This window comes from Acinetobacter sp. 2JN-4, from assembly GCF_003687745.1.
In the GTDB taxonomy this organism is placed as follows: Bacteria; Pseudomonadota; Gammaproteobacteria; order Pseudomonadales; family Moraxellaceae; genus Acinetobacter; species Acinetobacter halotolerans.
On the sequence record NZ_RDNY01000004.1, the window covers coordinates 171203 to 194952 of the forward strand.

Below are 23750 nucleotides of genomic sequence, written 5' to 3' on the forward strand. Positions count from 1 at the left end.
TCAAAAGCAGATGGAAGCAGAACACTTAAATTTTGATTGCTTAGCTTTAGAAAATCGCTGCTTACAAATATTAGATACGCATGGACATATTTTATTTTTACTTGATCGGACATTGAATGAAGCAATCTTTGATGATCTTTTATCTAAGATTGAGAAAAAAAATATTGCCTACATTCCATTAGCTTTAAAAAAAGATATGCAGGTTTCAAATCTTTTATTTGTAAAAATTGAAGCGAAAGACAAATTCAACCTAATAAAGGATAACCTTATTCAGTTGCTTCTAAAAAATCATGAAATAGAAAACGACAGCTATTTTGTTCATGGTTTCGGAGTTGGTAAGTCTGATATAGAACTAGATGAATTAGTTGAGTCTATAAAAAAGAAATTGGTGATTGTTGATCAAGGTAAAAAAATTCTTTTTCGTTGGTATGATCCTCGCGTATTAATTTATTTACCTGAAATTTTTAGAAAAGAATATGTTCTAGGTCTGTTGAAAGATTTTAAAGAATGGCATTTTCTGCATCCTAAAGGATTTTTTAGTTTTGATGCAGTTTATGAGATACCTTCTATTCTGTCTTTAAGGCAAGTGAATGATGAGCAGTCTATAGATTTAGACTTAATTGAAATTGCGAATAGTGTATTTCAGCAACTAAATGAGTTTGAACAGATTGAAATGGCCGAGATCAATCCTCTCGATATACATCGAAGCTTAAAATATGCATATCAGGAATATGGTATTCAAAATTATTTAGATTTAGTGACATATGGTCTTTATAGCCAGATTGTACATAAAGATTTTATTCAGCACTCGATTGTCACGGATGTTCTTTTTGAGCACTGTGTTGTCGGTGAAATGACATTTACTAATGCTATGGATTCTGTAAGTAAAGATTTATATGAGCAAATTAGTAAAGAATTGAATGGATACGAAATATGACTACGAATCAAAAGACGGTATTGGCTAAGCCGCAAACAAATAACATACTGGCTGAGAAAATTGCAAAGCAAAAACAACAACAAGCTAGAATTCCTGTTGTTGGAAAAACGGAAACAGTTGGAGACATGCGCAAGCCGACAGTCGCCAAAAATGTTAATAAAAAAATAGAGCAAGGTTCGATTGCTAAAACAGCAAAGCAGTCTACACCTGCAAATTTGCAAAACAGTAATGCTGGACAGTCTCAAAAAGAGTGCTCTAATTTTTGTCGTAAAACTGGTTTTAATATTTTACCTTTACGTTATACGGTGGTAGGTGGCAATGCATCTGCTTTGCCTGCAACATTAGGCAAAAATGTCAAAGATATTCAATTAAAACATTTTAAATATGCTGTAGAAATGATAGATACAGGGTATATCTATCGTTTAATAAAACGAGCATCTGGTGCTTTAGAATGGGCTGGCTATTTGGTCACACCAAAGGGGCATTTATCATATTTCCCTGTTGGAAAAGTCGCACCAAAAAGTGTTCCTGAGTTTGCTTGTAAAGGTGCGGGGCATAGTGTTAATTCATCTTTGATTACTATAGAAAGTAACCCGAAAGATGAAGCTAAAGTTGCTTATATTATCCATACCCATGATCCGATGAGTAAGTTAAAACTCAAAGAGTATGAAAAAAATGCCGAGAAATTTGTAGCTGAAAGTAAATGGCAAAAGTTTATTGTGGGTGGCGGAGCAACCCAAGATCATTGTTTGGCTGCAGCTAATCTAAAAAATTCAATTTATAATATTAAAAGCTTTGGTACAGGGCGTATAGAGCAGATTTTGAAAAAGTTTGTTCAAGAACCAAATACTGTTGCATGCATGGCATTATATGATCCAATTGGAATTACGCTTAAATTAAATGATAGTAGAAATGGACGATTTGAAAAACTTACCAAGTTTATTGCAGAAAAAGATAATGAAATTACAAATGAGCATCGCCTTCAATCATCTCAGCTGATTGATAGTATTAAAATCATTGTAGAAAATAAACTCATTAATCAGAGATTGAGTACCAATAATTTGCAAGTTGATTTGAGCACTAAATTAATATTTGCGCAAGATAAAATCCCTCGCTTCGGTTCGATGGATAACAGAGAATACCAACGTAAAGTCAACGAAATTTGGGATAAGGCATCTCCAGAAGAAAAAGAAAAATTTTTACAACAGCACAATAAAAAATATGCAGCGGGACAAAAGCAAGAAAGAAATAAGATTATTAGTCAATCCAAAGCCCAAGCGACATTGGATTGGGAAACGAAGTATTCGACAAAAATTAATTGGACTGAAAAAAATGCTTTCGATACCAAAGTTAAAGCATTAACTGATGACGCACGTAAACTGGCCCAAGCTTATGCAAGTGATCATTTGAAATGGCTGCAATCAAAGCAGTTGTTAAATGCCTTTTATATATACGATCAAACCGTTCTAAAAGGTGATGGTGCATTATTTCATATAAAAGCACTATCAGTCATGAATGGCATGACAGGCTGCGATGAAGGCCAAGCATTGATGGAAAAATGGTTAGGGGTGGATAAAATCTCTGACGATAATTTATATATGCGGGCTGTGACCTATAATCAAAAAAGTTTGATAGATGAATATAATACGAAAAGTCCTGAGATCACGTCCTTAACATGGGATCAAACACAAACAAATTTAAAAGGATTGATTGCTGCGTTTGTCAGTGCAGATCAGTTATGGGAACAATGGCTTGCTGACCCAACAAATAAAATCAATGAGTTGAAGTGGTATAATCCAGCACGGACTTTGCCTTGGATTTCTGAGATTACACGCAGCGTCGCCAAGTGGAGTCTGCAATATAATGCCAATCCTTTGATTTCAAAGAAACTTTCGAGGGTTTCTTTTATTGCTTATGCGCATAGTTCTCTGTTAACCGATAAAGTGCCAAAATGGTCATTGCTGTATAACATAGACTTAAAAATGACAAATGCGGGTAGTCAACTGAATGCGACTGAGATCCAAAAACGTTGGAAAAACGCTGGGCAAAACACAGCAACACAAAAGATTCAAGATATTCTAAGCAAATCTCCACAAAGTGTTTCTATCAGGATTTCTGGTATTGTTGCTTTGTTTGAACTCATTAATCTCGGGACACAAACCAATAACTTTGTTGGAGATAAGAACTGGGAAAATGGCTTTAAAGTAACAGCAGGCTTATTAGCATCTACAGCAGTTGTCTTAGATATTGCTGGTGGCGGTATGGATGCATTAAGTTTCCAAGAGAAAGCCAATAAAATAAGGTTATATGGCGCGGGGTTTGCTATTGCAGGTGCCACGTTTAGTTTTATTGTAGATACAACGGCGTTAGGTAAAGAATATCTGGGTGATCGAAATGGTTGGTTAATGGCATTGCTCATACTTAAGTTAGTCCCCTCTATAGGGATGTTAGTAGTCGGTATGGGAATATTAATTCAACTACCTATTTTAAAATCTAAAATGACAGAAATCGCAGGGAAGAATATTGTGATTAATAGATTGCTTCTTATGAATGTGATTCGTGGTGCATCAATCTTTAACTGGCTGGGTTTGGGTTTAACTGTTTTAGAAATTGTTTTGAGAAATTACTACTACACAGAAGATGAACTGCAAAAATGGTGTAAAAAATCGGTATTTGGTATTGACTCAAACAAGTATAAGTCTCTTGAAGATGAGGAAGAAACTTTTGGTAAAGCAATTGTGAGTATTTAAAATGGATAAAATGCGTGTAATTCAAGGCAAGATACGAAATTTAAAGACTGAAGACTCCCATGTACATTCCTTAAAGAATCTTAAAACACAAGCAGCAGGTACTGCTGCGATTGGTGCCTTAACAGCAAGCAGCACCTTGGTAACCAATGCTCCGATTATGATGATGGCAGCAAAAGGAAGAGAGGCTAAAACTTTTACGGGCGAGATTGATGACATTAGAGTGATTGGACAGTTTACTACTGTAAAGTTTCAAACAAATGATTCTTTAATATTCGTCATCAGCGAAGAAAAAGAACAAGGGCGGCATTTAGTTTATGCGACTTTAGATCCTAAAACAGGATTGCTGTATATGATGTATGAAATGGGACGTTCATTAAAAAAACTATATAAAAGTACTATAAAAGCAGGTTTCTTATTCTTTTTATTTTTCTCTGTATTCTTTTTTATAATTTTTAATGTTCTTGTTATTATTGATGATAGGGAGTTCAATATTAATGAATATATGAGTTTTATAGGAATTGGGGGGGGGATGCTTTTTATACTTAGTTTTATTGTAGTGTTTGGATACATTACTATTGGGAACTCATTAATTTCACTATCTAAGTTGTCTGAAAATATTTTTGAAACATTAGGTTTTGAAAATCCTAAAGATCAAGATTTTTATAAAAAAAACTTACTTGATAGAGATGGTTTACATGTAAGTGTTATGGAATATCGTAAAAATTTAAAAGGAAAAGATCCATATCCAGAAGATTATTTTGATAAGCTATAAAAAATGTAGAAGCACATCTAATAAATAATAAGGTGGTAGGATTAAAATAAGTGAATTGTAACCTTATATACATGTGCTTTTAATAAACTCTTTATTTATTAGATTATTAAGCATTCTAAAAAAATATATTTTATGATGCTTACAACTGGACACATCTTATTGATATCAATATTTGAATTAAGCGCTTATGGTGGATGAGTGCTAGATAATTATCTACACATCATTATAAAGGAGAGACACTCATGTCTCAGAACCAAGATAACTCTAAACAACAACCTAATCAGCAAAATCAATCACCTGGTCAACAACAACAGTCTGAGCCAAATGCTAAACCTCCAGCACAACAAGACCAAAAACAGCCAACTCCAAAGCAACCTAGCGAAAATAATGGGCAACAGAAATAATCATTATTTTTATGCTTGTAAGAATCTAATCGGCTAAATTCAAATTTATAGGAAACTAATTTATTTAGTTTCCTATATTATTTACAAGGTTGATTTTATATAACTTTAATCATGAATAAGTGATTAATTTAAATAGATTTCTGATCAATTTTAGGATGCTATATTTACTTAGTTTCAGTATAAGCATTCATGTTTTATTAGTTTTAATTTTCCTTCTTCTTTTTGATATCGTAAAGTTAAGCATCGATAGTATTTATAATTTTAGAATAAAAATGATTGGGAAAGCAGCAAGCGAGATAGAAAGAGCATAGATCATTAGGTGTTCTTGCTCCAAAACAATGCTTATCTTGTTCTCTTTGGTGCAATAAAAGAAAATGCTTGTTAAGACTAAGCGGTAGCAATGGCGAGAATAATTGAAAAAGTGTTTATTTTATCGATATTTACTATAAAAATAACGAATATATATAAATTTATCTATATGATTTTTAAGGTTTAATTGGAATTTGATTGAAAGTCGTATAAAAGTTGAATAGTAATCTATGTTTGTTGTGTGAGATATTCTATTTTGGTGCATTTCTAGCACCAAAATAAATCACTGACTCGGGGGTGAATGTTGAAATACGATAGCTTAAATGACTTTCTGGCTTATGTGAAAGCTAGAGATCCTGATCAACCTGAATTTTTACAAGCTGTTGAAGAAGTAATGTTGAGCTTGTGGCCATTCATTGAAAAAAATTCAAAATATTCTCAATATGGCTTATTAGAGCGTCTAGTTGAGCCTGAACGAGCGATTCAGTTCCGAGTATCTTGGATGGATGATCAAGGGCAAACACATGTTAACCGTGCTTTCCGTATTCAATACAATTCAGCTATCGGACCATATAAAGGCGGGATGCGTTTTCATCCATCAGTGAATTTATCAATTCTAAAATTCTTGGGTTTTGAACAAACTTTTAAAAATGCATTAACCACCTTACCCATGGGTGGAGGAAAGGGTGGCTCAGACTTTGATCCAAAAGGAAAGTCTGAAGCGGAAATCATGCGTTTTTGCCAAGCGTTAATGTTAGAGCTATATCGTCATTTAGGTCCGAATACCGATATCCCCGCAGGTGATATTGGTGTTGGTGGCCGAGAAGTTGGCTTTATGGCTGGTATGATGAAAAAGCTAAGTAACGATACAGCTTGTGTGTTTACAGGAAAAGGGGTTTCCTTTGGCGGAAGTCTAATGCGTCCTGAAGCGACGGGATACGGTGCAGTGTATTTTGCTGAGGAAATGCTCAAAACGCGCGGTGAAAATTTTACTGACAAAACAGTTTCAATCTCAGGTTCAGGAAACGTTGCTCAATTTGCAGCAGAAAAAGCCATGTTCTTGGGTGCAAAAGTGGTCAGTCTTTCAGACTCGAATGGCACAGTTTACTTAAAAAATGGTTTTACTGATGAGTTGCTTGCCGAAGTGATGGAGCTTAAAAATATTAAGCGTGGGCGTATTTCTGAGTTTGCTTCAAAACATGGCTTTGAGTATTTTGAAGGCAAGACACCTTGGCATATTCCGGCTGATATTGCTTTGCCTTGTGCGACTCAAAATGAGTTAGGCGAACAGGACGCGGAGTTATTGCTTGCAAATGGTGTGATCTGTGTCGCTGAAGGTGCCAATATGCCGTGTACATTAGATGCTGTAGCAAAATTCATTACCGCAAAAATACTTTACGCACCAGGTAAGGCTTCAAATGCAGGTGGTGTTGCGACTTCTGGGCTTGAAATGTCACAGAATGCTTTGCGCCTCGGTTGGATGCATGGGGAAGTAGATGAGCGTTTACATGCGATTATGAAAGATATTCATGCGAATTGTTTAAAATACGGGACTAAAGAAGACGGTACAGTGAATTATGTGGATGGTGCAAATATTGCTGGATTTGTGAAAGTTGCAGATGCAATTTTGGCTCAAGGTATCTATTAATATTTTGCTGAACATAAAAAATCCGATGCAAAAACATCGGATTTTTTATTTACAGCAACTTATTAAGGTTTTTTAACAATTTCTTGTTCAATAACCATGTCTAATACGTCAGCTAGGCTAGATTGGTCAGCCGCTGGGTTTTTAATTTCAAAACGTTTCACACGAACAATGACGCGTTGGTTTGGATTGTGTTCAAAACCTTCGATTTGGCCGTAGTAAAGTGACCAGTCTTTATCTGCGTAAGTTTTTATACCTTTGTCATCATATTTAATTTCACGAACTTGCATACAAGTCTGCGGCGCTACACCTACACATGACTTAGTTTCAGGTGAGATTTCCATGAAAACAGTTTTAGGTTCTGTTTGGTATTTTGCTTCAGGTGTCATTTTACCAACGAAGCTATATTTCTGACCTTTTGCATCAGTAATCACGAGTGTTGGTTGGTCAAGGTTGCTTGCATTCACTTCAAATGGAATTTGACGTTTTTGTAAAAGGTCACCAGCGAATTGCTCTTGTTTCATAAGCGCAGGTTCACACGCCATAAGTGTAGAAGCCATATCGCCTGTAGCGATTACATCATTCTCAACTTTCCAAGAGGTATTTTGACGATTACAGCCTGTATCAACAGATAAACGATTATTTGCCAAGAAACTTAATACGATTGGTCTCTTGCTATTCGTTGGTTGATAAGACCATGTGTAGTTCGTTAGTACATTGTTATCAGTCACTTTAGCACCCGTAAATACGTGTTTTTGACCTTTGCTATCAGTCACAGTCAAGATTGCTTGCGCATTTGTTGTGCTGATTTGGAACGGTACTTTCTTATCGCTGAAAATCTCAGCAGACAAATGTTCTTGTTTCATTAAGTCATCAGCACACGCCATCATGGTCGATACAAGTGCTGAAGTGACAATAGTATTGCCTTCAACTTTCCACGTACCACCTTGACCATTACAACCCGTTTGAATCGAAAGTTGTTGGTTGTCATTAAAGTTTAAAACCAATGGTTTTGATGCTGTAGATGCTTGATAAGTCCAACGATAATCCGTGAGATTTTTCGCGGCAGTCGCATTGATTTCGGTCGTTACATGATCAGCAACGTTTTGTACTGTTTGACATGCCATTAAAGAAAAAGGGAGTAAGGCAAGAATTAAATATTTGATTTTCATATTCAAAGAACATATATAATATAGCAGCCATAAGCTTAAAGGATTCTTAAAAAAAGAGCATGCAGCCAGTTTAGGTATTAAGTTCGTTAAATGTATTGATTTGTAATTTAAGATAAAAGTATAGGATTTTTAAAGGTTTGGTGCTCATTTATTGGTCTTTTTTTAGCACCGAGAATATTATTCAGTCGAAACGGTAGATATCCATTCCTAATGAACCCATTGAAAAACTACTATGCACGATATTAAAACGATGACCTGTACCCATTGCAAAGAACAGCGGTGCAAAATGTTCAAGTGTCGGATGATTACGTTGAACATAGGGTAATGATGGCCAATCCAAAACAGCATCATAGTTTTGATGCGTAAGCTTGTTGACGACCGCATTACGGAAGGTACTTGCCCATATCGGTACATTGGTATCAGTATGCCAAGAAAGCTCCGCAAGGTTGTGGGTAATACTGCCTGAGCCGATGAGCAAAATTTGTTGTTCTCGCAAAGGCGCAAGAATTTGTCCGATGTTATAAATTTCATTGGCATTCATATGCATAGGAAGTGAAATTTCGATCACGGGAATATCGGCTTCAGGATACATGTGCAATAAAGGCATCCATACGCCATGATCACGCGGACGAGTACTGTTGGCATGCGCAGAAATTTCTGCTTCAGCAAATAACGTGAGTATTTTTTCTGCTAGTTCCGGTGCACCCGAAGCAGGATAGCGAATTTCATAGAGCGGCTGCGGAAATCCACGGAAGTCGTGCCATGTTTGTGGTCGGATTGAGGTGCTGACTTCAAGCGCTTGGCTTTCCCAATGGGCAGACATGACGATAATTGCCTGTGGTTTGGGCAAATTTGTACGCAAACGATATAAGGCAGGTCCAACTTGTTCTGGGTCAAGTGCAAGCATTGGCGAACCATGAGAGATAAATAACCCTGGTAAAGTTTGCAAATTCATAATGAAGCACCTGACTAGAAATACATGAGTATCGTGACAAATTACGCTAAAAAAGAACAGCGCTTAAAGCTTAACAGTTTGTTCTAGAATCAGAACAATCTCTTAAATTAGGCTCGATGGTATGGATGATTATGATTGATGCTCATGGCCCGATAGAGTTGTTCGATGAGTAACACACGGACGAGGGGGTGAGGCATGGTCAGTTTAGATAATGACCAGTGCCAAGCAGCAGCTTTGCGCACTGCATCGGATAGTCCATCAGGACCACCTATGGCAAGTACAATATCGTTGCCCTCCAGCATCCATTGCTGCATGGTATCCGCAAGTTTCTCGGTACTCAGTTCACGTCCACCCACTTCTAAGGCGATCAGTGTTTCATTTGCTTTGACTGCATTGAGAATACTTTCACCCTCGATTTGGCAGTATTTTAGGATGTCAGCTTCTGAATCATTTTTTCCACGCTTCGCCATCGGCAGCTCAATCACTTGGGTTTGTACAAAAGGTTGAATACGTTTGAAATAGTCTTCAAACCCAGTCAGCACCCATGCAGGCATTTTTTGGCCAATCGTCACGATACGAATTTTCATAAGACAATACGTGTAAATAATATGAGCGCATTATAAACGCTGAGACGGATTCATGTAGACTCGAATAGATTTATTGTTCTTAAGATCTATGCAGGGTGGTGCTTTATTCCACAACATAAAAAACGCAGCTCAAAATGCGTATGAGCTGCGATCAAAGCGTCATCCGTCTGGAGTTCAGATGACGCTAAAAAATGAGTTCACAAGTCAAGTTTAGCTTTTGTTTTTATCGACTCTATTTCATTATGCAAGATATTGGTCGTTTTTCAACCTGATTTTGTAATAAAAAATTATGTAACAAAAAAGAGAGCCGAAGCTCTCTTTTTACACATCCACAGATTAGTGTCGCGCAGCCTTGGTATCTTCTACTGGTTTAACAATAGGTGTTTTAGCCAAAGGTTTTGGTGTGTCCGTCAATGCTAAAGGAAGAATTTCATCAATGCTTTTCACTGCTTTGATTTCTAAACCTTCTTTAACATTTTCTGGTATCTCCGCCAAATCACGTACGTTATCTTGTGGGATAAATACCAATTTAACTCCACCACGGTGTGCAGCAAGAAGTTTTTCTTTCAAGCCACCGATACGCATCGCACGACCACCAAGACTTGTTTCACCTGTCATGGCAATATCTGGACGGATCGTGATACCTGTAAATGCAGATACCAGTGCAGTCGTCAGTGCCAAACCAGCAGATGGACCATCTTTCGGAGTCGCACCTTCTGGTAAGTGAACGTGGACATCTGTTTCTTCAAAACGAGAAGCTTCGATTCCAAGTTCATCAGCACGCGTGCGGACTACAGTCATCGCAGCAGTAATAGACTCTTTCATGACATCACCGAGTGAACCAGTGGTAATGAATTTACCTTTACCTTTCACTGCAGCAACTTCAATCGTCAATAATTCTCCGCCTACAGAAGTCCATGCTAAGCCGTTTACACGACCTATTTGAGCTTCATCTTCAGCAATACCAAAGTCAAACTTATGCGGACCTAAGAAATCTGGAAGATTTGCAGAGGTGACATCAAGCTGTAAGTTTTTCGATTTCTTACTCACCGCTTCTTTCACGACTTTACGTGCAATTTTAGATACTTCACGTTCCAAACTACGCACACCCGCTTCACGAGTATAACGTTGTACGATGTCACGAATCGCTTCTTCATGCACAGTCAGTTCTTTTGCTCGCAGACCATTGTTCTTAATGGCTTTTGGAACAAGGTAACGTTGAGCAATATTCACTTTTTCATCTTCGGTATAACCCGGTAGACGAATCACTTCCATACGATCTAATAACGCTTCTGGAATATTCATACTGTTTGCAGTACAGATGAACATCACTTCTGAGAGGTCAAGATCAAGGTCTAAGTAGTGATCATTGAACTTATTGTTCTGAGATGGATCAAGCACCTCTAGTAACGCAGAAGCAGGGTCACCACGGTAGTCTTGTGCCATCTTGTCGATTTCGTCGAGTAGGAACAATGGGTTCTTCACACCAACTTTTGTTAAAGATTGCACAATTTTACCTGGCATCGCACCAATATAAGTACGACGATGACCACGGATTTCCGCTTCATCACGTACGCCACCGAGTGCCATACGGACAAATTCACGACCTGTTGCTTTAGCAACTGATTCACCAAGTGAAGTTTTACCTACACCAGGAGGACCAACTAAACAAAGAATCGGGCCTTTAAGTTTTTTCACACGAGATTGAACCGCTAGATATTCAACAATACGATCTTTCACGTCATCTAAGCCGTAGTGATCTGCATCTAGTGTTTCTTGTGCTTTACTTAAGTTAATGCTGACTTTGCTGGCTTTATTCCATGGCGTATCTAAAATCACTTCTAGATAGTTACGGACTACAGCGGCTTCGCTAGAAGCAGGTTGCATGGCTTTGAGTTTACGAAACTCTGCTTCGGCTTTTTTGCGTACATGTTCAGGCAAATCTTCTTCAGCAAGACGCTTTTCAATCTCAGCTACATCATCTTCAGCACCGCCATTCATATCGGAAAGCTCACGCTGAATAACTTTCATTTTTTCATTGAGAAAGTATTCGCGTTGATTTTTTTCCATCTGACGCTTTACGCTGTCGTGCAGTGTCTGCTCAATTTGCTGTTCAGCAGATTGATTGGTCAAATAACTCATTAACTCTTGCAAATGTTCTTCGAACTCATCGTGCTCTAAAAACTTTTGCTTTACTTCAATGTTCAAAGGCACACGTGTTGCAACGAAGAACATCAATTGTAATAAGTCTTCGATTTTGTTGGCAGCTGCAACGAGTTCGCGTGCATTACGTAATTTTGCTTCAGCATATTGAGCAAAAAGAGTACGTAATTCATTCAAGCGAGTCTCTTGGGTCTCTTGATCCAATGCAACAGTCATCGGGCTTAAATGATGTTCAGCGGTTAAGTATTCTTCACCGTCAATAATCTGTTCTAGTTTTGAACGGTGTAGGCCTTCAATTAGTACTTTAATGCAGTTTTCATCATTTTCATGATTCACGACTTGTACGATTTTAGCTACAGTTCCATATTGATACAGGTTATCGTGATCAATTTCTTCTGTAAGCGAATCTTTTTGCGCAACTACAAATACTAAATTATCACCGTTACGAGCTACGTCCACTGCATTGATCGATTTTTCACGACCCACGAATAGCGCAATTTGCATGTGTGGATATACCACGACATCACGTAATGCTAAAAGTGGTAATACACTCGGAACTTGCGGCTCTAAGATAGTTTCATCATTCATAATAAATTCGGACATGAGCACTCCTAATGAGTGACAACGGTGTTGCCATGCTTTTTATAGTGATGTGCATTTTAAAAATTACAAGGGTTTTATCTGAGAAAATATTAAAAAATAACTAAATTAGTCGGAATTCAGGCGAAATATACTAAATTTCATAGATTCAACGGCTAAAACGGTACTGTTGCTTTGGCGTGAGCAGTCCATCAAGCGGTTGATCCCATTTTTGCCGTAATAGTTGCTCATCAATATATTGAAAAGAGTGAGCGAGTCCTAAGCGATATGGATGATGTTTGGCTGTTGCAAGTGTACGGTCGTAAAAACCTCCACCCATACCAATTCGAGTGCCATGATGATCACAAGCCAGTAAGGGCATAATCAGTAAATCTAATGCTGAAACATGTTTGCCTCGACTTGCCATCGGCTCTTTCATCCCTAGTGAGTGGTGTGAAAAACGTTTGTTGAAATATTGGTTTGCGCTAATTTTTACCCACACAAGTGTCTGATTCATATTGCAGATCATCGGCAGGTAAACTTGTTTCTTCTGTTGGAAACAGAGTTCTAACAGTTTTTGGGTTTGTATTTCCCCAAATGCATGTAAATACAAACCAATTTTTGTCGCTGTTTTAAATTGAACTGTATGTCTCAGTTGGATCAAAACTCGATGTTCTGCTTTTTTTTGTTCGTAACGAGAAAGGCGTTTTCTTTTTAAACGGAGTTGTTTTCTTAATGCGTTTAATGTGTTGCTCATAAAGCTTTAAAAAATGGTTTTGATAGAGGGATCATACTTGATTTATAGGGTTGTCGGTTTAATACCTAATTAAAAAATAGCAAAGCTTTATTTCTTCTACATCTATATCGAATGATGATAATTTTAGGTATCAAAAAGTGGTTGATAGCTTGAGTAATAATAATGTAAGTCTATAATTTTTCATCGAAATAAAGTGGTTTACTAAACAGTAAATTAATCCAAGCTTAATAAGTATTGTGAAATTTTTTACTTAAAATTGATTAGTTAATGTTTTAACTCAATATTAACTGACAGTTAGAACAATGGATTCATTAAAAAGTCAGCATTTATGCTGACTTTTTTTATTTTTTGATACAATTTTTTTTGAATATTAAAAGTCAGACATTGTCAATTATTGTCATGTATATGCACTTTTTGCGACTTATGGTTTGGAGATTAGTTGATAAGTGTTATTTTTATTTATTTTTGTTTAATATTAATTATTGTTTTAATTTAAATTTTTGGAATAAAAGCAAAACATTATATTGAATTGTAGTCTGTGATTTGAAATGCATAATAATAAAAATATTGTGATTTACTTGGCATATAAAAAAGTTATTTTATTGAACATTAAATTACATTTATTTACCTGATAGACGGGTATGTACACATAAGTAAACATGTTTTAACGATTTAATTTACGTCTAGGAAAAAAATATGAACAAAGTTTATAAAGTTGTTTGGAATGCGTCTTTAGGCGTTTGGGTAGCGGTCTCAGAATTAGCAAAAGGAAAAACAAAAAATAGTGGAAGTGTTGTTCGAGATGTTTCATTAAGGCAACAAGCGGAATATCTTGAAAAATCATCGGTTAAGTACTTCAACTACAAAGTATTATCGCTAGCTATTTTTACATTTTTAACTCCTACATTCACCTTTGCAGAAAGCGGAACGGGTGGTGGTAATGTAGGGGGAGGTGCTGGAAGTAGTAATACAGCTATATCTCCAACAAATGCTCAATGTAATGTAGGGGGATTTTCTCAACCACAGGCTTCTATTACTGGAGCTAATACTATTCAAAGTGTAGCAATTGGATGTGGAAGTATTGTTGGGGCAACTAACACGACTAGCCAACAGATTGGAGATCGTAGAGGCGGAACTGATCCAGTTACCTATCCATCAGGAGAAACTGGTTATAGAAGTGCAGGAACAGCTATTGGTAATCGAAATTCAACTGCCGCTGGTGGTGGTTTGGCGATTGGTACTGGTAATGCATCTACAGGAGATTTCTATGGTGTTGCAGTTGGGCAAGGTAATAATGCCGATGCATATGGTGTAGCAGTAGGTATAGGGAATTTATCAAATTCTACATCTGCTGTTGCAATTGGTACAGCCAACCAAGCAACAGGTAATACAGCTATTGCAGTTGGTCGCCAAAGTTATGCTAAAGGGGATAATAGTATTGCAGTAGGAAATATTGCTACCTCTGATGGAAAGAGTAGTATTTCAATAGGTGATGCATCTCTTTCTACTACTGTAGATAGTATTTCAATTGGTCGAAATGCAAAAAGTGGTTTTGGTGGTTCTAGCGATGTTAATGCGATTGCTATAGGCGCTGATTCAACAAGTTATGCTTATGGCGTGGCTTTAGGTAATGGCGCAACTGCTGATCAAAATGGATTTACTAGCACGAATGGTGGTATTGCTATCGGCAGTGATGCAAATACTGCAGCAGGTACTCTGGCTGGAGTTGCTTTAGGTAATTCTGCTAAAGTAACAGGATCGGCTGTAAATAGTGTAGCGATTGGTAAAGACGCTAATGTTAGCGTAAATAATTCTGTTGCATTAGGTGCAGGTTCGACAACAACTGCACAGTCTGGTAATTCTTTCTTAACTAATGTAGCCGCTTCTACAACAAATGGTGTGGTTTCGGTTGGTACAACTAGTGCTACACGACGTATTCAGAATGTTGCTGACGGTGCGGCACTTACAGATGCAGTGAATGTTGCACAATTAGATAAGGCTTATGATGATACACATAGTCGTTTAGCGACAGCATTGGGTGGTGGGGCAGCATATAATTCAGCCACGAACGCTTATACAGCGCCAACGTATAATGTTACAACGGATCCTGCAGCTGGTACTAAAACAGGTAATGTGAATAATGTAGGTGCGGCATTATCGGGCTTAGACACTGCTGTTAATAAAGCAATCACATTTAGTGGCAATACTGGTACTTCATCCAATAAACTTGGATCATCTTTAAATATCACTGGTGGTTTAATAGGTGCAGGCTCAAATGCAAATGTTAAAACAGTCATTACTGGTAATACGCTTGATATTCAAATCGCAGATGCGCCTACATTTACTGGAACTGTAACCGCAGGTAATCTTGCCACTGGTGGCACATTGAGTGTAGCAGGTGCAAGTAATTTAAATGGCGGTGCAAATTTAAATAACCAGAAAATTACGAATTTAGCTGCTGGTACTGTTGCAAGCGATGCAGTTAACTTTGGTCAATTAACGACAACGAATAACAATGTTACGGCAGCACAGAACACAGCAAATACGGCATTAACCAATGCTAATAATGCGCAAACCTCAGCAAATACGGCATTAACTAATGCTAATAATGCCCAGACTTCAGCTAATGCAGCACAAAGCACAGCAGATACGGCACTGACTGAAGCACAAAAAGGCATTAACTTTGGTGATGGCACAACAAACAATAACTATGCCCTAGGTGAGACGATCAATGTCAAAGGTGATAGTAACGTTAATAGTGAAACGACAGCAGATGGCGTACAACTAAGTTTAGCTTCTGACATTACAGTTGATAGCGTAACAACAGGCAACAGCAAGTTAGACACGAATGGCTTAGTGATCACAGGTGGACCAAGCGTTACAACAGCAGGCATTGATGCTGGCAGTAAAGTAATCACCAATGTTGCAGATGGTAGTGCACCGAATGACGCAGTTAACTTTGGTCAATTAACAACGACCAATAACAACGTTACTCAAAACACCACAGACATTGCAACCAATACAGCGAACATCACCACCAATACCAACAACATTGCGACTAACACGAGTGATATTAGTAACTTGCAAGGTCAAACGTTCAAGCTCCAAGCAAATGGTGATACAGCGAGTGCAGTAGCATCGAGTGATACAGTTCAATTCATTGATGGCGATAACATCGAGATAACTCGTAGTGGTAACGACATCACGGTTGCAACATCAAAAGACTTAACCGTTGATAGCGTAACAGCAGGCAACAGTAAGTTAGATACGAATGGCTTAGTGATCACAGGTGGGCCAAGCGTTACAACAGCAGGCATTGATGCTGGCAGTAAAGTAATTACTAATGTTGCAGATGGCAGTGCACCGAATGACGCAGTTAACTTTGGTCAATTAACAACGACCAATAACAACGTTGCTCAAAACACCACAGACATTGCAACCAACACAGCGAACATCACCACCAATACCAATAATATTGCGACTAATACTGGTGACATCACGACTTTGAAAGGTGGTTTCAACCTACAAACCAATGGTTCAAACAGTAGTGCGATCAAAGCGGGTGATACGGTTGATATCGGTGTGGTTGATCCAGCAGACACCAACTTAACTGCAACGAAGACAGGCAATAATGTCGCGTTTGCATTAAGCCAAGACTTGAGCTTGACTAGCGTGACTACGGGTAACACTGTAATCAACAACGCTGGTGTGACAGCAGACAAAGTAACTGTTGGCAATGTAGTGATAGACAAGACAACGAACCAAATCAGTGGCGTTGAAGCAGGTACAAACACTAAAGATGCGGTGAACAAAGGTCAATTAGATGCATTGGCAGCGCAGCAAGCAGAAAATGACAATGCAGTAGTGAAATACGACGATGCAGCAGTTAAAGACAAAGTGACTTTAGCGGGTGCAGGTGGTACGACACTGACCAATGTGAAAGCAGGTGATGTGTCAGCAACTTCAACTGATGCGGTGAATGGCAGTCAATTGTTTACAACCAATCAAAAGGTTGATGAAAACACCAGCAACATTGCGAAGAACACAGGTGACATCAGTACACTGAACACTACTGTGACTAATCAAGGCAATGACATCACCACATTAAAAGGTGGTTTCAACCTACAAACCAATGGCTCAAACAGTGGCGCAATCAAAGCAGGTGACGCGGTTGATATTGGTGTAGTTGACCCAGCAGATACGAACCTTACGGCAACGAAGACAGGCAATAATGTCGCATTTGCATTAAGCCAAGACTTGAGTTTGACCAGTGTGACGACCAATCAGCTTCAGGTAGGTAGTGTTGTTGTTGATAAATCAACGAATACGATTACAGGTTTAAGTAATAAAGACTTGAATGGTAGTGATTTTGCTACCCAAGGTAGAGCTGCTACTGAAGAACAATTGAAGGTGGTTGAAAATCAAGTTGTAACCACACAAACATCACTTGTGAATAGCCTTGGTGGCGGTGCGAAAGTGAATGCCGATGGCACAATTACAGGTCCAACTTATAATGTTGCACAAAGTACTCAGTCGAATGTTGGTGATGCTTTAGATGCTTTAGATAAAGCTATTGGTTCGGCTGCAACCACATCTAAAACAACAGTATCGAATGGCGAAAATATTGTTGTTAACAAATCAAAAAATGCAGATGGTTCTGATAACTATGAAGTATCAACTGCAAAAGATTTGACGGTCGATTCTATTAAAGCTGGTGATACTGTTTTAAACAACGCAGGAGTTAGCATTGGTAATAATACCGTTGTGTTGAATAACACAGGTTTAATTATCGCTGGTGGTCCAAGTGTAACAACACAAGGAATTGATGCTGGCAATAAACAAATTACCAATGTGGCTGCGGGTACAAATGCAACTGATGCGGTAAATAAAGGTCAGTTAGACAGTGCGATTAGCAATGTGAACAACAATGTTAATGAGCTTGCCAATAATGCTGTTAAATATGATGATGCATCGAAAGATAAGATCACTTTAGGCGGCGCTGATGGCACTACGATTACCAATGTAAAAGATGGCAAAGTTGAGCAAAACTCTAAGAATGCTGTAAATGGCGGTCAATTGTGGAATGTTCAAGAACAAGTGAACCAAAACACAAGTGATATTTCAAACATCCAAACCAATATCAACAACATTAATGATGGTAAATCTGGTCTAGTTCAGCAACAAACACCAAATGGTGAAATCACAGTTGGTAAAGATACTGGTGGTACTACAGTAAATGTTGCTGGTAAGGATGGTGATCGTGTCGTGACTGGTGTTAAAGATGGAACGATTAGTGCAACCTCTAAAGATGCCGTGAACGGTTCTCAGCTTAATGCTACGAATAACAAAGTGGTTGAATTCTTAGGTGGCGGAGCAGGTTATGACAATATTACCAATAGCTTTACCAATCCAACTTACACAGTAGGTGATACAACACATAATAATGTTGGTGGTGCAATTGATGCATTGAACAAGGCTGATCAAGCATTGGATAGTAAAATTGACAATGTAAGTAATCGTCTTGAGCAAGCCTTCTATTCAACAAATCAACGTATTGATAATGTTGAGAAAAGAGCAAATGCAGGTATTGCAGCGGCAATGGCTTTAGAAGCAGCGCCATATATTGCTGGTAAATATACCTATGCGGCTGGTGCTTCATATCATGGTGGCGAAAATGCAGTCGGCGTAACTTTACGTAAGACTGCTGACAATGGGCGTTGGTCTATTACGGGTGGTGTAGCTGCTGCATCACAAGGTGATCCAAGTGTACGTATCGGTATCAGTGGCGTAATTGACTAAGGAATAGTTGTTAGGGAGAACCTAAAGGCTTGGGTTCTCCTCATCACCAATAGATAAAGTGAGTTTGAATATGAAAAATATGATAAAAGCATTGGTTTTAGGGGTTGCATCTAGTTTTGCTTTTTCTGCATTTGCAGAAGAACAGGTTGTTGTACAACAAGATGAAATCAAATTTCCAGTAGTTGAAAAAAGCTATTTAAAACAAGTGAAACGTTATGAATATGATAATGTTGCACGTTTAGATACAGGTTTAACCAAAGACCAAATCCGTCATTTATTGGGAAATCCTCAATTTAGTGAAGGTTTATTCTTTGTGAAAACTTGGAATTATGTTTTAGATATTCGCCAGCCAAATAGTCAGGATTACTTGCGTTGCCAACTCCGTGTCGACTTTGATAAAGACAATTTGTCAGAGCGTTTAACTTGGAAAGGTGAAGCATGCGAAGGCTTAATGGCTTGGGGTGCAAACAATCTGGTATCAAGTGATGCCAATGTAAATACTGCACGCTCAGGTAGTGTCTTCTTTGCATTTGATCGTTCAAATGCTAATGCTATTCAACAAGGTTCTAATACAGTTGCTGCAATTGCACAACGTATCAAACAGAATCCATCCAACAGCCCTATTATTGTAGCTGGATTTGCAGATCCGCTTGGTAAATTTGCCTATAACCACCAATTGTCGGCACAACGTGCCAATACCGTTGCAAAGTTATTGGTGAATGAAGGTGTTGATGCGAGTCGCATTCAAATTCAAGCCAATAGCCAAACTGATTTATATCAGCAATGCGCGGGCAACAAAGCCAACACACAACTCGTTGGTTGTTTGGCACCAAACAGACGTGTAAACGTAAGTTGGTAATTGATCTTTAATGAAAAATGGCTACTTTAAAGTAGCCATTTTTTTATGTCCTAAAAATAATGTGTACGACAATAACTGTCGTACTGACCCAATTTTCGGGATGCTTTTGATTTTCAAATTCATATAATGAAGCCATCAAAAATATACTCAGTGGGTTGCTATGTATTATTGTAAAATCTTGGAATTAGAAAAAAGTAATCATGATTTTTAAAATTAAAAATCAAATATTAAGTTTAAAACTGGGGAAAATAAGAGGCAATTCAATGTTTGAAAGTATTAAGAATAGAGTAAATCAGTTCATCAATCTACAAGGTCAAAATACAATAGACTCCGAAACTTTAGCATTACTTAGCACCATTGTAGAACCATTAGTGGAAGTAAATGCTTCATTGGCTAATCAGGTCTTAAATTATATCGTCAATGGGCAAAATCCTGAGGTATTACTGACCTTACAACAGCAAGCGACGGATAAGGTGTGTGCTTTACTGGGTAGTCCGGGAACTTATGGGTGGTTTTGGCCGTCGTCTGAATTGACCAAAGCCCAAGAAAAACTATGTAAAGCATCACAGAATGCGCGCTATAAGCTATATATCAATATTTTTTCAAAGTTAAGTCGTGAACAAACGATTCGTTATGGTAAGTTTTTAGAAGCAGCTACTCAACAACGAAATTATCCACAGCTTTCAAAGAATACACCTGTATGGTTTAGCTATATTTTGGTAGATGGATTGGTGACGAGTTTTAATCATCAACATTTTGATGATCGACAGAAAAAATCACACCGTCAGACTTGGACAATTGCTGAATTAAAACAACTCTATTTATCTGAATCTGAAAATAATACTGAGGATTTTATCGCGACTTTATTTGAACGTGGTGATGTAAATAGTTATCACCATGATCAACTTAATGTACTTTTTAAATTTTCAGATAGCGTTGTTTTTTTCACAGAGCACCTACAACTGATTAGAGCCGTTCTGCCAAAATTATCTGCCACGGCTCAGGGGATTTTCCTCGAATTTATTGCTCAACATCAGGAGTTACTGCAACTACAAACCGAGCTGATTATTATTCTTGCATTAAGTTCGAGTAAGAATGTTCGTGAACAAGCCACTGTGTTACTTTCCCATCTCGATGAGGCTGAAAGCCAGCAACATTTACAGTATTTCCTCGTTAATGGCGAGAGTAAACAGCGTAGCTTTGCAGCGGATTTGTTAGCACGTTTAGGTGAGCAAAATCGAGAAATCCTGCAACAAGCAGCAGAAAGTGAAAAGTTAAAATCAGTACAGGTCAATATTCTATCTGCTTTACAACGTCTTGAGACATTGGAACAAGTGGTTGACATGGATTATGCGCTATCCGAGATAACCGAGATTGAAACGCAGCAGATTCCTGAAAGCTTTATTCCTGTCATTATCGAAAATTATCAGGCGTTATTGGAAAAAGCCAAGCAACGAGCTGAACAGGAAATTGAAGATAATCAAACCGCAAGTTATAAAAGTACGTGGGCACAAAGCAATTATAAAGATTTACAAAAACTGAAAATTGAGCAAGTCAGTCAGCAATTATTTGCTGCGATTAATGGTGAGAAAAAAACACGAATGCATGGTTATAACTACAACATAATTACCTACCAAAATAAGCTAAAGAACTTAGTTGAATATAGCTTAGAGCATGCTTTGAGATTAGCTTATAATGAACGTGGTTGGATTAACTGGGATGAATTATTCAAGAGCTTATTACCTAAAAATTATGAGAATTTAGAGTTACGCCAACTAGAATTACTAATGCGTAACGCAGGTTTTACAAGACCAGACCGTATTATTGCAGTAAATTATTTAGAAACGAATTACTATGAAACATTGAGTAGCTATGTTACTGAAGATAAAAATGTTATTCCTTTTTTTGTAGAGCACTTAGATTTTATTTCAGAAGCATTCGGATTAATAGCAAATAGAGGTAATAGTTATAGTGGTTTAGATCCTTTACTTGCAATTGGAGTGCTAAAGCGTTTCCCACAAGTTCCAAAACAGTTTATTCCTCGCTTACTCGAATTTGCATTAGGTGATAGCAAGCGTTTACGTTTTGATGCTCAGGAAGTATTGAGAAAATTACCTGATATTCACTTAAGAGCGATTGAAGCTTTAGAAAATGGTAAACAAGAAATTCGTATTACAGCAATAGAATGGCTAGCTCGTTTACAACATCCAACTGCAGTGTCAGCGCTTTATGATTTATTGAAAAAAGAGAAAAAAGAAATTGTTATCGCTGCAATTTTGACAGCTTTAGAGGAATTAGGTGAGGACATTAGTGTCTATCTTTCAGCTGAAGCTTTACTTAAGGATGCTGAGAAAGGTTTAAAAGGCAAAATCCTCAGTAGCTTTGCATGGTTTGATTTGAGTTATTTACCACAAGTGCAATGGCAGGATGGCACCGTAGTCGATGCTAAAATTATTCAATGGTGGGTGATTTTAGCCGATAAACTCAAAGATCCGATTCCGAATGCCTTGCTGCAACGTTATGTTGGTTTGTTGAATGAAAAGAGTCAACAGACATTGGCATTATATTTATTACAAAGCTTTATTCATCAAGATACCCGTAACTCAAGTTTGGAAGAAGCAATGGATTTTGCGACCAAAGAAGCACCGAGTCGGTTACAGCAATATCATCGTTATTGGAAGGATTATGGACACAGATATCCTGAATATTACGGGCATTATGAGCACATCACACTGGAAGAAGTGGTTGAAGAAATTAAACGTGAACGTTTGGCGATTTATCTAGGCTCTGCGATAAAAAGCAAAGGCATGTTGGCGTTGACCTTTAAAACGCAAGGTAGTGTTGCAGTGAAATTGCTGCAAGATTATATGAAGCAACATTACCAACGTCGTGCACAAATCGAAGCCATGTTGAGTAGTTTCTCAATCAGTGATGATCCATTGATCATTCAATTATTGCTGAGTTTGTCACGTCGTTACCGCACTGCATCTGTTCAGAATCTAGCGAAACAATTGGTTGAACAAATCGCAGAGCGCAATGAGTGGAGTAGTGATGAATTGGCTGATCGAACGATTCCAACCGCAAGCTTAGATGATACAGGTGTGCTGAGTTTAGAGTATGGTTCTCGAGTCTTAACTGCATATGTAGATGATAAAGATAAGTTCGTACTTAAAAACGAAGATGGAAAAATGATTAAAGCCTTGCCTGCTGCAAGACAAGGTGATGATGAAAGCTTAATTAAAGAAGCCAAATCATTATTCAGCAGTAGTAAGAAAGAATTTAAACAAGTGATTGATCTACAAACACAACGTTTATATGAAGCGATGTGCAGTGAGCGAGTTTGGAGCAGTACGGATTGGCAAGAATACCTATTTGCACATCCAATTATGAAACGTTTGATTCAACGTTTAGTTTGGTTGGAGCTTTCTTCAGAAGGTACTATTTTACAAAGTTTCCGTCCTAGTGATGACGGCAGTTTATTAAATCTTGAAGATGATGAAATTGAATTAGCACAAGATAGCCAAATCAAAGTTGCACATGGTGTTTTGATCAGCGCTGAAGATGCAGAAGCATGGCAAGCACATTTTAAAGATTATAAAGTGAAGTTCCTATTTGAGCAGATGACACACCAGCTTCCTGTTTTTGAAGCACATGCTGAAATCATTGAAGATCGGAAAGGTTGGTTGACGGATACCTTTACTTTACGTGGGGTGATCACCAAGCTCGGTTATCAACGTGCGTCGATTGAAGATGGTGGTTCATTTGATAGTTACTTTAAGCCATTTAGCCAAATTGGTTTATCGGCCGTGATTCGTTTCAGTGGCAGTTATGTGCCTGAGGAAAATCTTGCAGCCGTGTTATACGACTTGAGTTTTGAGAAAAAGAATGTGCGGTCATGGCGTGAGAGTAGTATGAGCTTGGCAGATGTTCCGCCTGTATTATTGGCTGAAACCTATGCGGATTATTTAAAAGTGGCAGATGCTTGTTCGGGGTTTGATCCTGAATGGCAGAAGAAAACACCTTGGTAGGAACTTTTTTTAAATAATCTAGTGGATAAATAGA

General features: G+C 37.9%; 13 protein-coding genes. 8 read left to right on the top strand and 5 right to left on the bottom strand.

Features of this window, described 5'->3' with window-relative positions:
• Positions 1 to 10: 10 nt before the first annotated feature.
• From EAH57_RS07755 to gdhA, 5 genes are all read left to right on the top strand, one after another.
• The gene (locus EAH57_RS07755; RefSeq protein ID WP_171407422.1) at positions 11 to 937 is read left to right on the top strand and encodes a hypothetical protein; all 927 of its coding nucleotides are present in this window, start codon (positions 11 to 13) and stop codon (positions 935 to 937) included.
• Entirely contained in the window at positions 934 to 3687 is a 2754-nt protein-coding gene (locus EAH57_RS07760) for a T6SS effector BTH_I2691 family protein (protein WP_121929560.1), read from the top strand. Before EAH57_RS07755 ends, EAH57_RS07760 begins: the two co-directional genes overlap by 4 nt.
• A 1-nt stretch (position 3688) precedes the next feature.
• The gene (locus EAH57_RS07765) at positions 3689 to 4459 is read left to right on the top strand and encodes a putative type VI secretion system effector (protein ID WP_121929561.1); all 771 of its coding nucleotides are present in this window, start codon (positions 3689 to 3691) and stop codon (positions 4457 to 4459) included.
• Positions 4460 to 4701: 242 nt separating this feature from the next.
• Positions 4702 to 4863 carry a hypothetical protein gene (locus tag EAH57_RS15950; RefSeq protein WP_005197745.1) on the top strand — a complete coding sequence of 54 codons (162 nt, stop codon included), beginning with the start codon at positions 4702 to 4704 and terminating at the stop codon, positions 4861 to 4863.
• A 610-nt stretch (positions 4864 to 5473) separates the two neighbouring features.
• The gene (gdhA, locus tag EAH57_RS07770; protein ID WP_121929562.1) at positions 5474 to 6820 is read left to right on the top strand and encodes an NADP-specific glutamate dehydrogenase; all 1347 of its coding nucleotides are present in this window, start codon (positions 5474 to 5476) and stop codon (positions 6818 to 6820) included.
• Positions 6821 to 6882: 62 nt separating this feature from the next.
• On the opposite strand, the gene EAH57_RS07775 is transcribed toward gdhA, so the two are convergent.
• The 5 genes from EAH57_RS07775 to EAH57_RS07795 all read right to left on the bottom strand — a co-directional run bounded on the left by EAH57_RS07775 (position 6883) and on the right by EAH57_RS07795 (position 13030).
• Positions 6883 to 7989 carry an META and DUF4377 domain-containing protein gene (locus tag EAH57_RS07775; protein WP_121929563.1) on the bottom strand — a complete coding sequence of 369 codons (1107 nt, stop codon included), beginning with the start codon at positions 7987 to 7989 and terminating at the stop codon, positions 6883 to 6885.
• 181 nt (positions 7990 to 8170) lie between these two features.
• Entirely contained in the window at positions 8171 to 8944 is a 774-nt protein-coding gene (locus EAH57_RS07780; protein ID WP_121929564.1) for a DODA-type extradiol aromatic ring-opening family dioxygenase, read from the bottom strand.
• 107 nt (positions 8945 to 9051) lie between these two features.
• Positions 9052 to 9531, bottom strand: coding sequence for a 23S rRNA (pseudouridine(1915)-N(3))-methyltransferase RlmH (gene rlmH / locus EAH57_RS07785; RefSeq protein ID WP_005197738.1), 480 nt, complete (start codon positions 9529 to 9531; stop codon positions 9052 to 9054).
• A gap of 336 nt (positions 9532 to 9867) precedes the next feature.
• Positions 9868 to 12297: an endopeptidase La gene (gene lon, locus EAH57_RS07790; RefSeq protein ID WP_121929565.1), complete on the bottom strand. Its 2430-nt coding sequence runs from the start codon at positions 12295 to 12297 to the stop codon at positions 9868 to 9870.
• A 145-nt stretch (positions 12298 to 12442) separates the two neighbouring features.
• Complete coding sequence (locus EAH57_RS07795) at positions 12443 to 13030, bottom strand: 5-formyltetrahydrofolate cyclo-ligase (RefSeq protein ID WP_121929566.1); 588 nt, start codon at positions 13028 to 13030, stop codon at positions 12443 to 12445.
• A gap of 696 nt (positions 13031 to 13726) precedes the next feature.
• Here EAH57_RS07795 and EAH57_RS07800 point away from each other — a divergent pair.
• The 3 genes from EAH57_RS07800 to EAH57_RS07810 all read left to right on the top strand — a co-directional run bounded on the left by EAH57_RS07800 (position 13727) and on the right by EAH57_RS07810 (position 23716).
• Positions 13727 to 18829, top strand: a complete 5103-nt coding sequence (locus EAH57_RS07800; protein WP_121929567.1) for an ESPR-type extended signal peptide-containing protein — start codon at positions 13727 to 13729, stop codon at positions 18827 to 18829.
• A gap of 70 nt (positions 18830 to 18899) precedes the next feature.
• Positions 18900 to 19688: a trimeric autotransporter adhesin/peptidogylcan-associated protein TpgA gene (tpgA, locus tag EAH57_RS07805; protein WP_121929568.1), complete on the top strand. Its 789-nt coding sequence runs from the start codon at positions 18900 to 18902 to the stop codon at positions 19686 to 19688.
• Between the two features lie 263 nt (positions 19689 to 19951).
• On the top strand, positions 19952 to 23716 hold the full coding sequence (locus EAH57_RS07810; protein ID WP_121929569.1) for a DUF4132 domain-containing protein: 3765 nt from the start codon (positions 19952 to 19954) through the stop codon (positions 23714 to 23716).
• The last annotated feature ends 34 nt before the right edge of the window (positions 23717 to 23750 follow it).

Coding starts and splice junctions, on each gene's coding strand:
- EAH57_RS07755 (WP_171407422.1), top strand. CDS start 11: ATGGAAGCAGAACACTTAAATTTTGATTGCTTAGCTTTAGAAAATCGC.
- EAH57_RS07760 (WP_121929560.1), top strand. CDS start 934: ATGACTACGAATCAAAAGACGGTATTGGCTAAGCCGCAAACAAATAAC.
- EAH57_RS07765 (WP_121929561.1), top strand. CDS start 3,689: ATGGATAAAATGCGTGTAATTCAAGGCAAGATACGAAATTTAAAGACT.
- EAH57_RS15950 (WP_005197745.1), top strand. CDS start 4,702: ATGTCTCAGAACCAAGATAACTCTAAACAACAACCTAATCAGCAAAAT.
- gdhA (WP_121929562.1), top strand. CDS start 5,474: ATGTTGAAATACGATAGCTTAAATGACTTTCTGGCTTATGTGAAAGCT.
- EAH57_RS07775 (WP_121929563.1), bottom strand. CDS start 7,989: ATGAAAATCAAATATTTAATTCTTGCCTTACTCCCTTTTTCTTTAATG.
- EAH57_RS07780 (WP_121929564.1), bottom strand. CDS start 8,944: ATGAATTTGCAAACTTTACCAGGGTTATTTATCTCTCATGGTTCGCCA.
- rlmH (WP_005197738.1), bottom strand. CDS start 9,531: ATGAAAATTCGTATCGTGACGATTGGCCAAAAAATGCCTGCATGGGTG.
- lon (WP_121929565.1), bottom strand. CDS start 12,297: ATGTCCGAATTTATTATGAATGATGAAACTATCTTAGAGCCGCAAGTT.
- EAH57_RS07795 (WP_121929566.1), bottom strand. CDS start 13,030: ATGAGCAACACATTAAACGCATTAAGAAAACAACTCCGTTTAAAAAGA.
- EAH57_RS07800 (WP_121929567.1), top strand. CDS start 13,727: ATGAACAAAGTTTATAAAGTTGTTTGGAATGCGTCTTTAGGCGTTTGG.
- tpgA (WP_121929568.1), top strand. CDS start 18,900: ATGAAAAATATGATAAAAGCATTGGTTTTAGGGGTTGCATCTAGTTTT.
- EAH57_RS07810 (WP_121929569.1), top strand. CDS start 19,952: ATGTTTGAAAGTATTAAGAATAGAGTAAATCAGTTCATCAATCTACAA.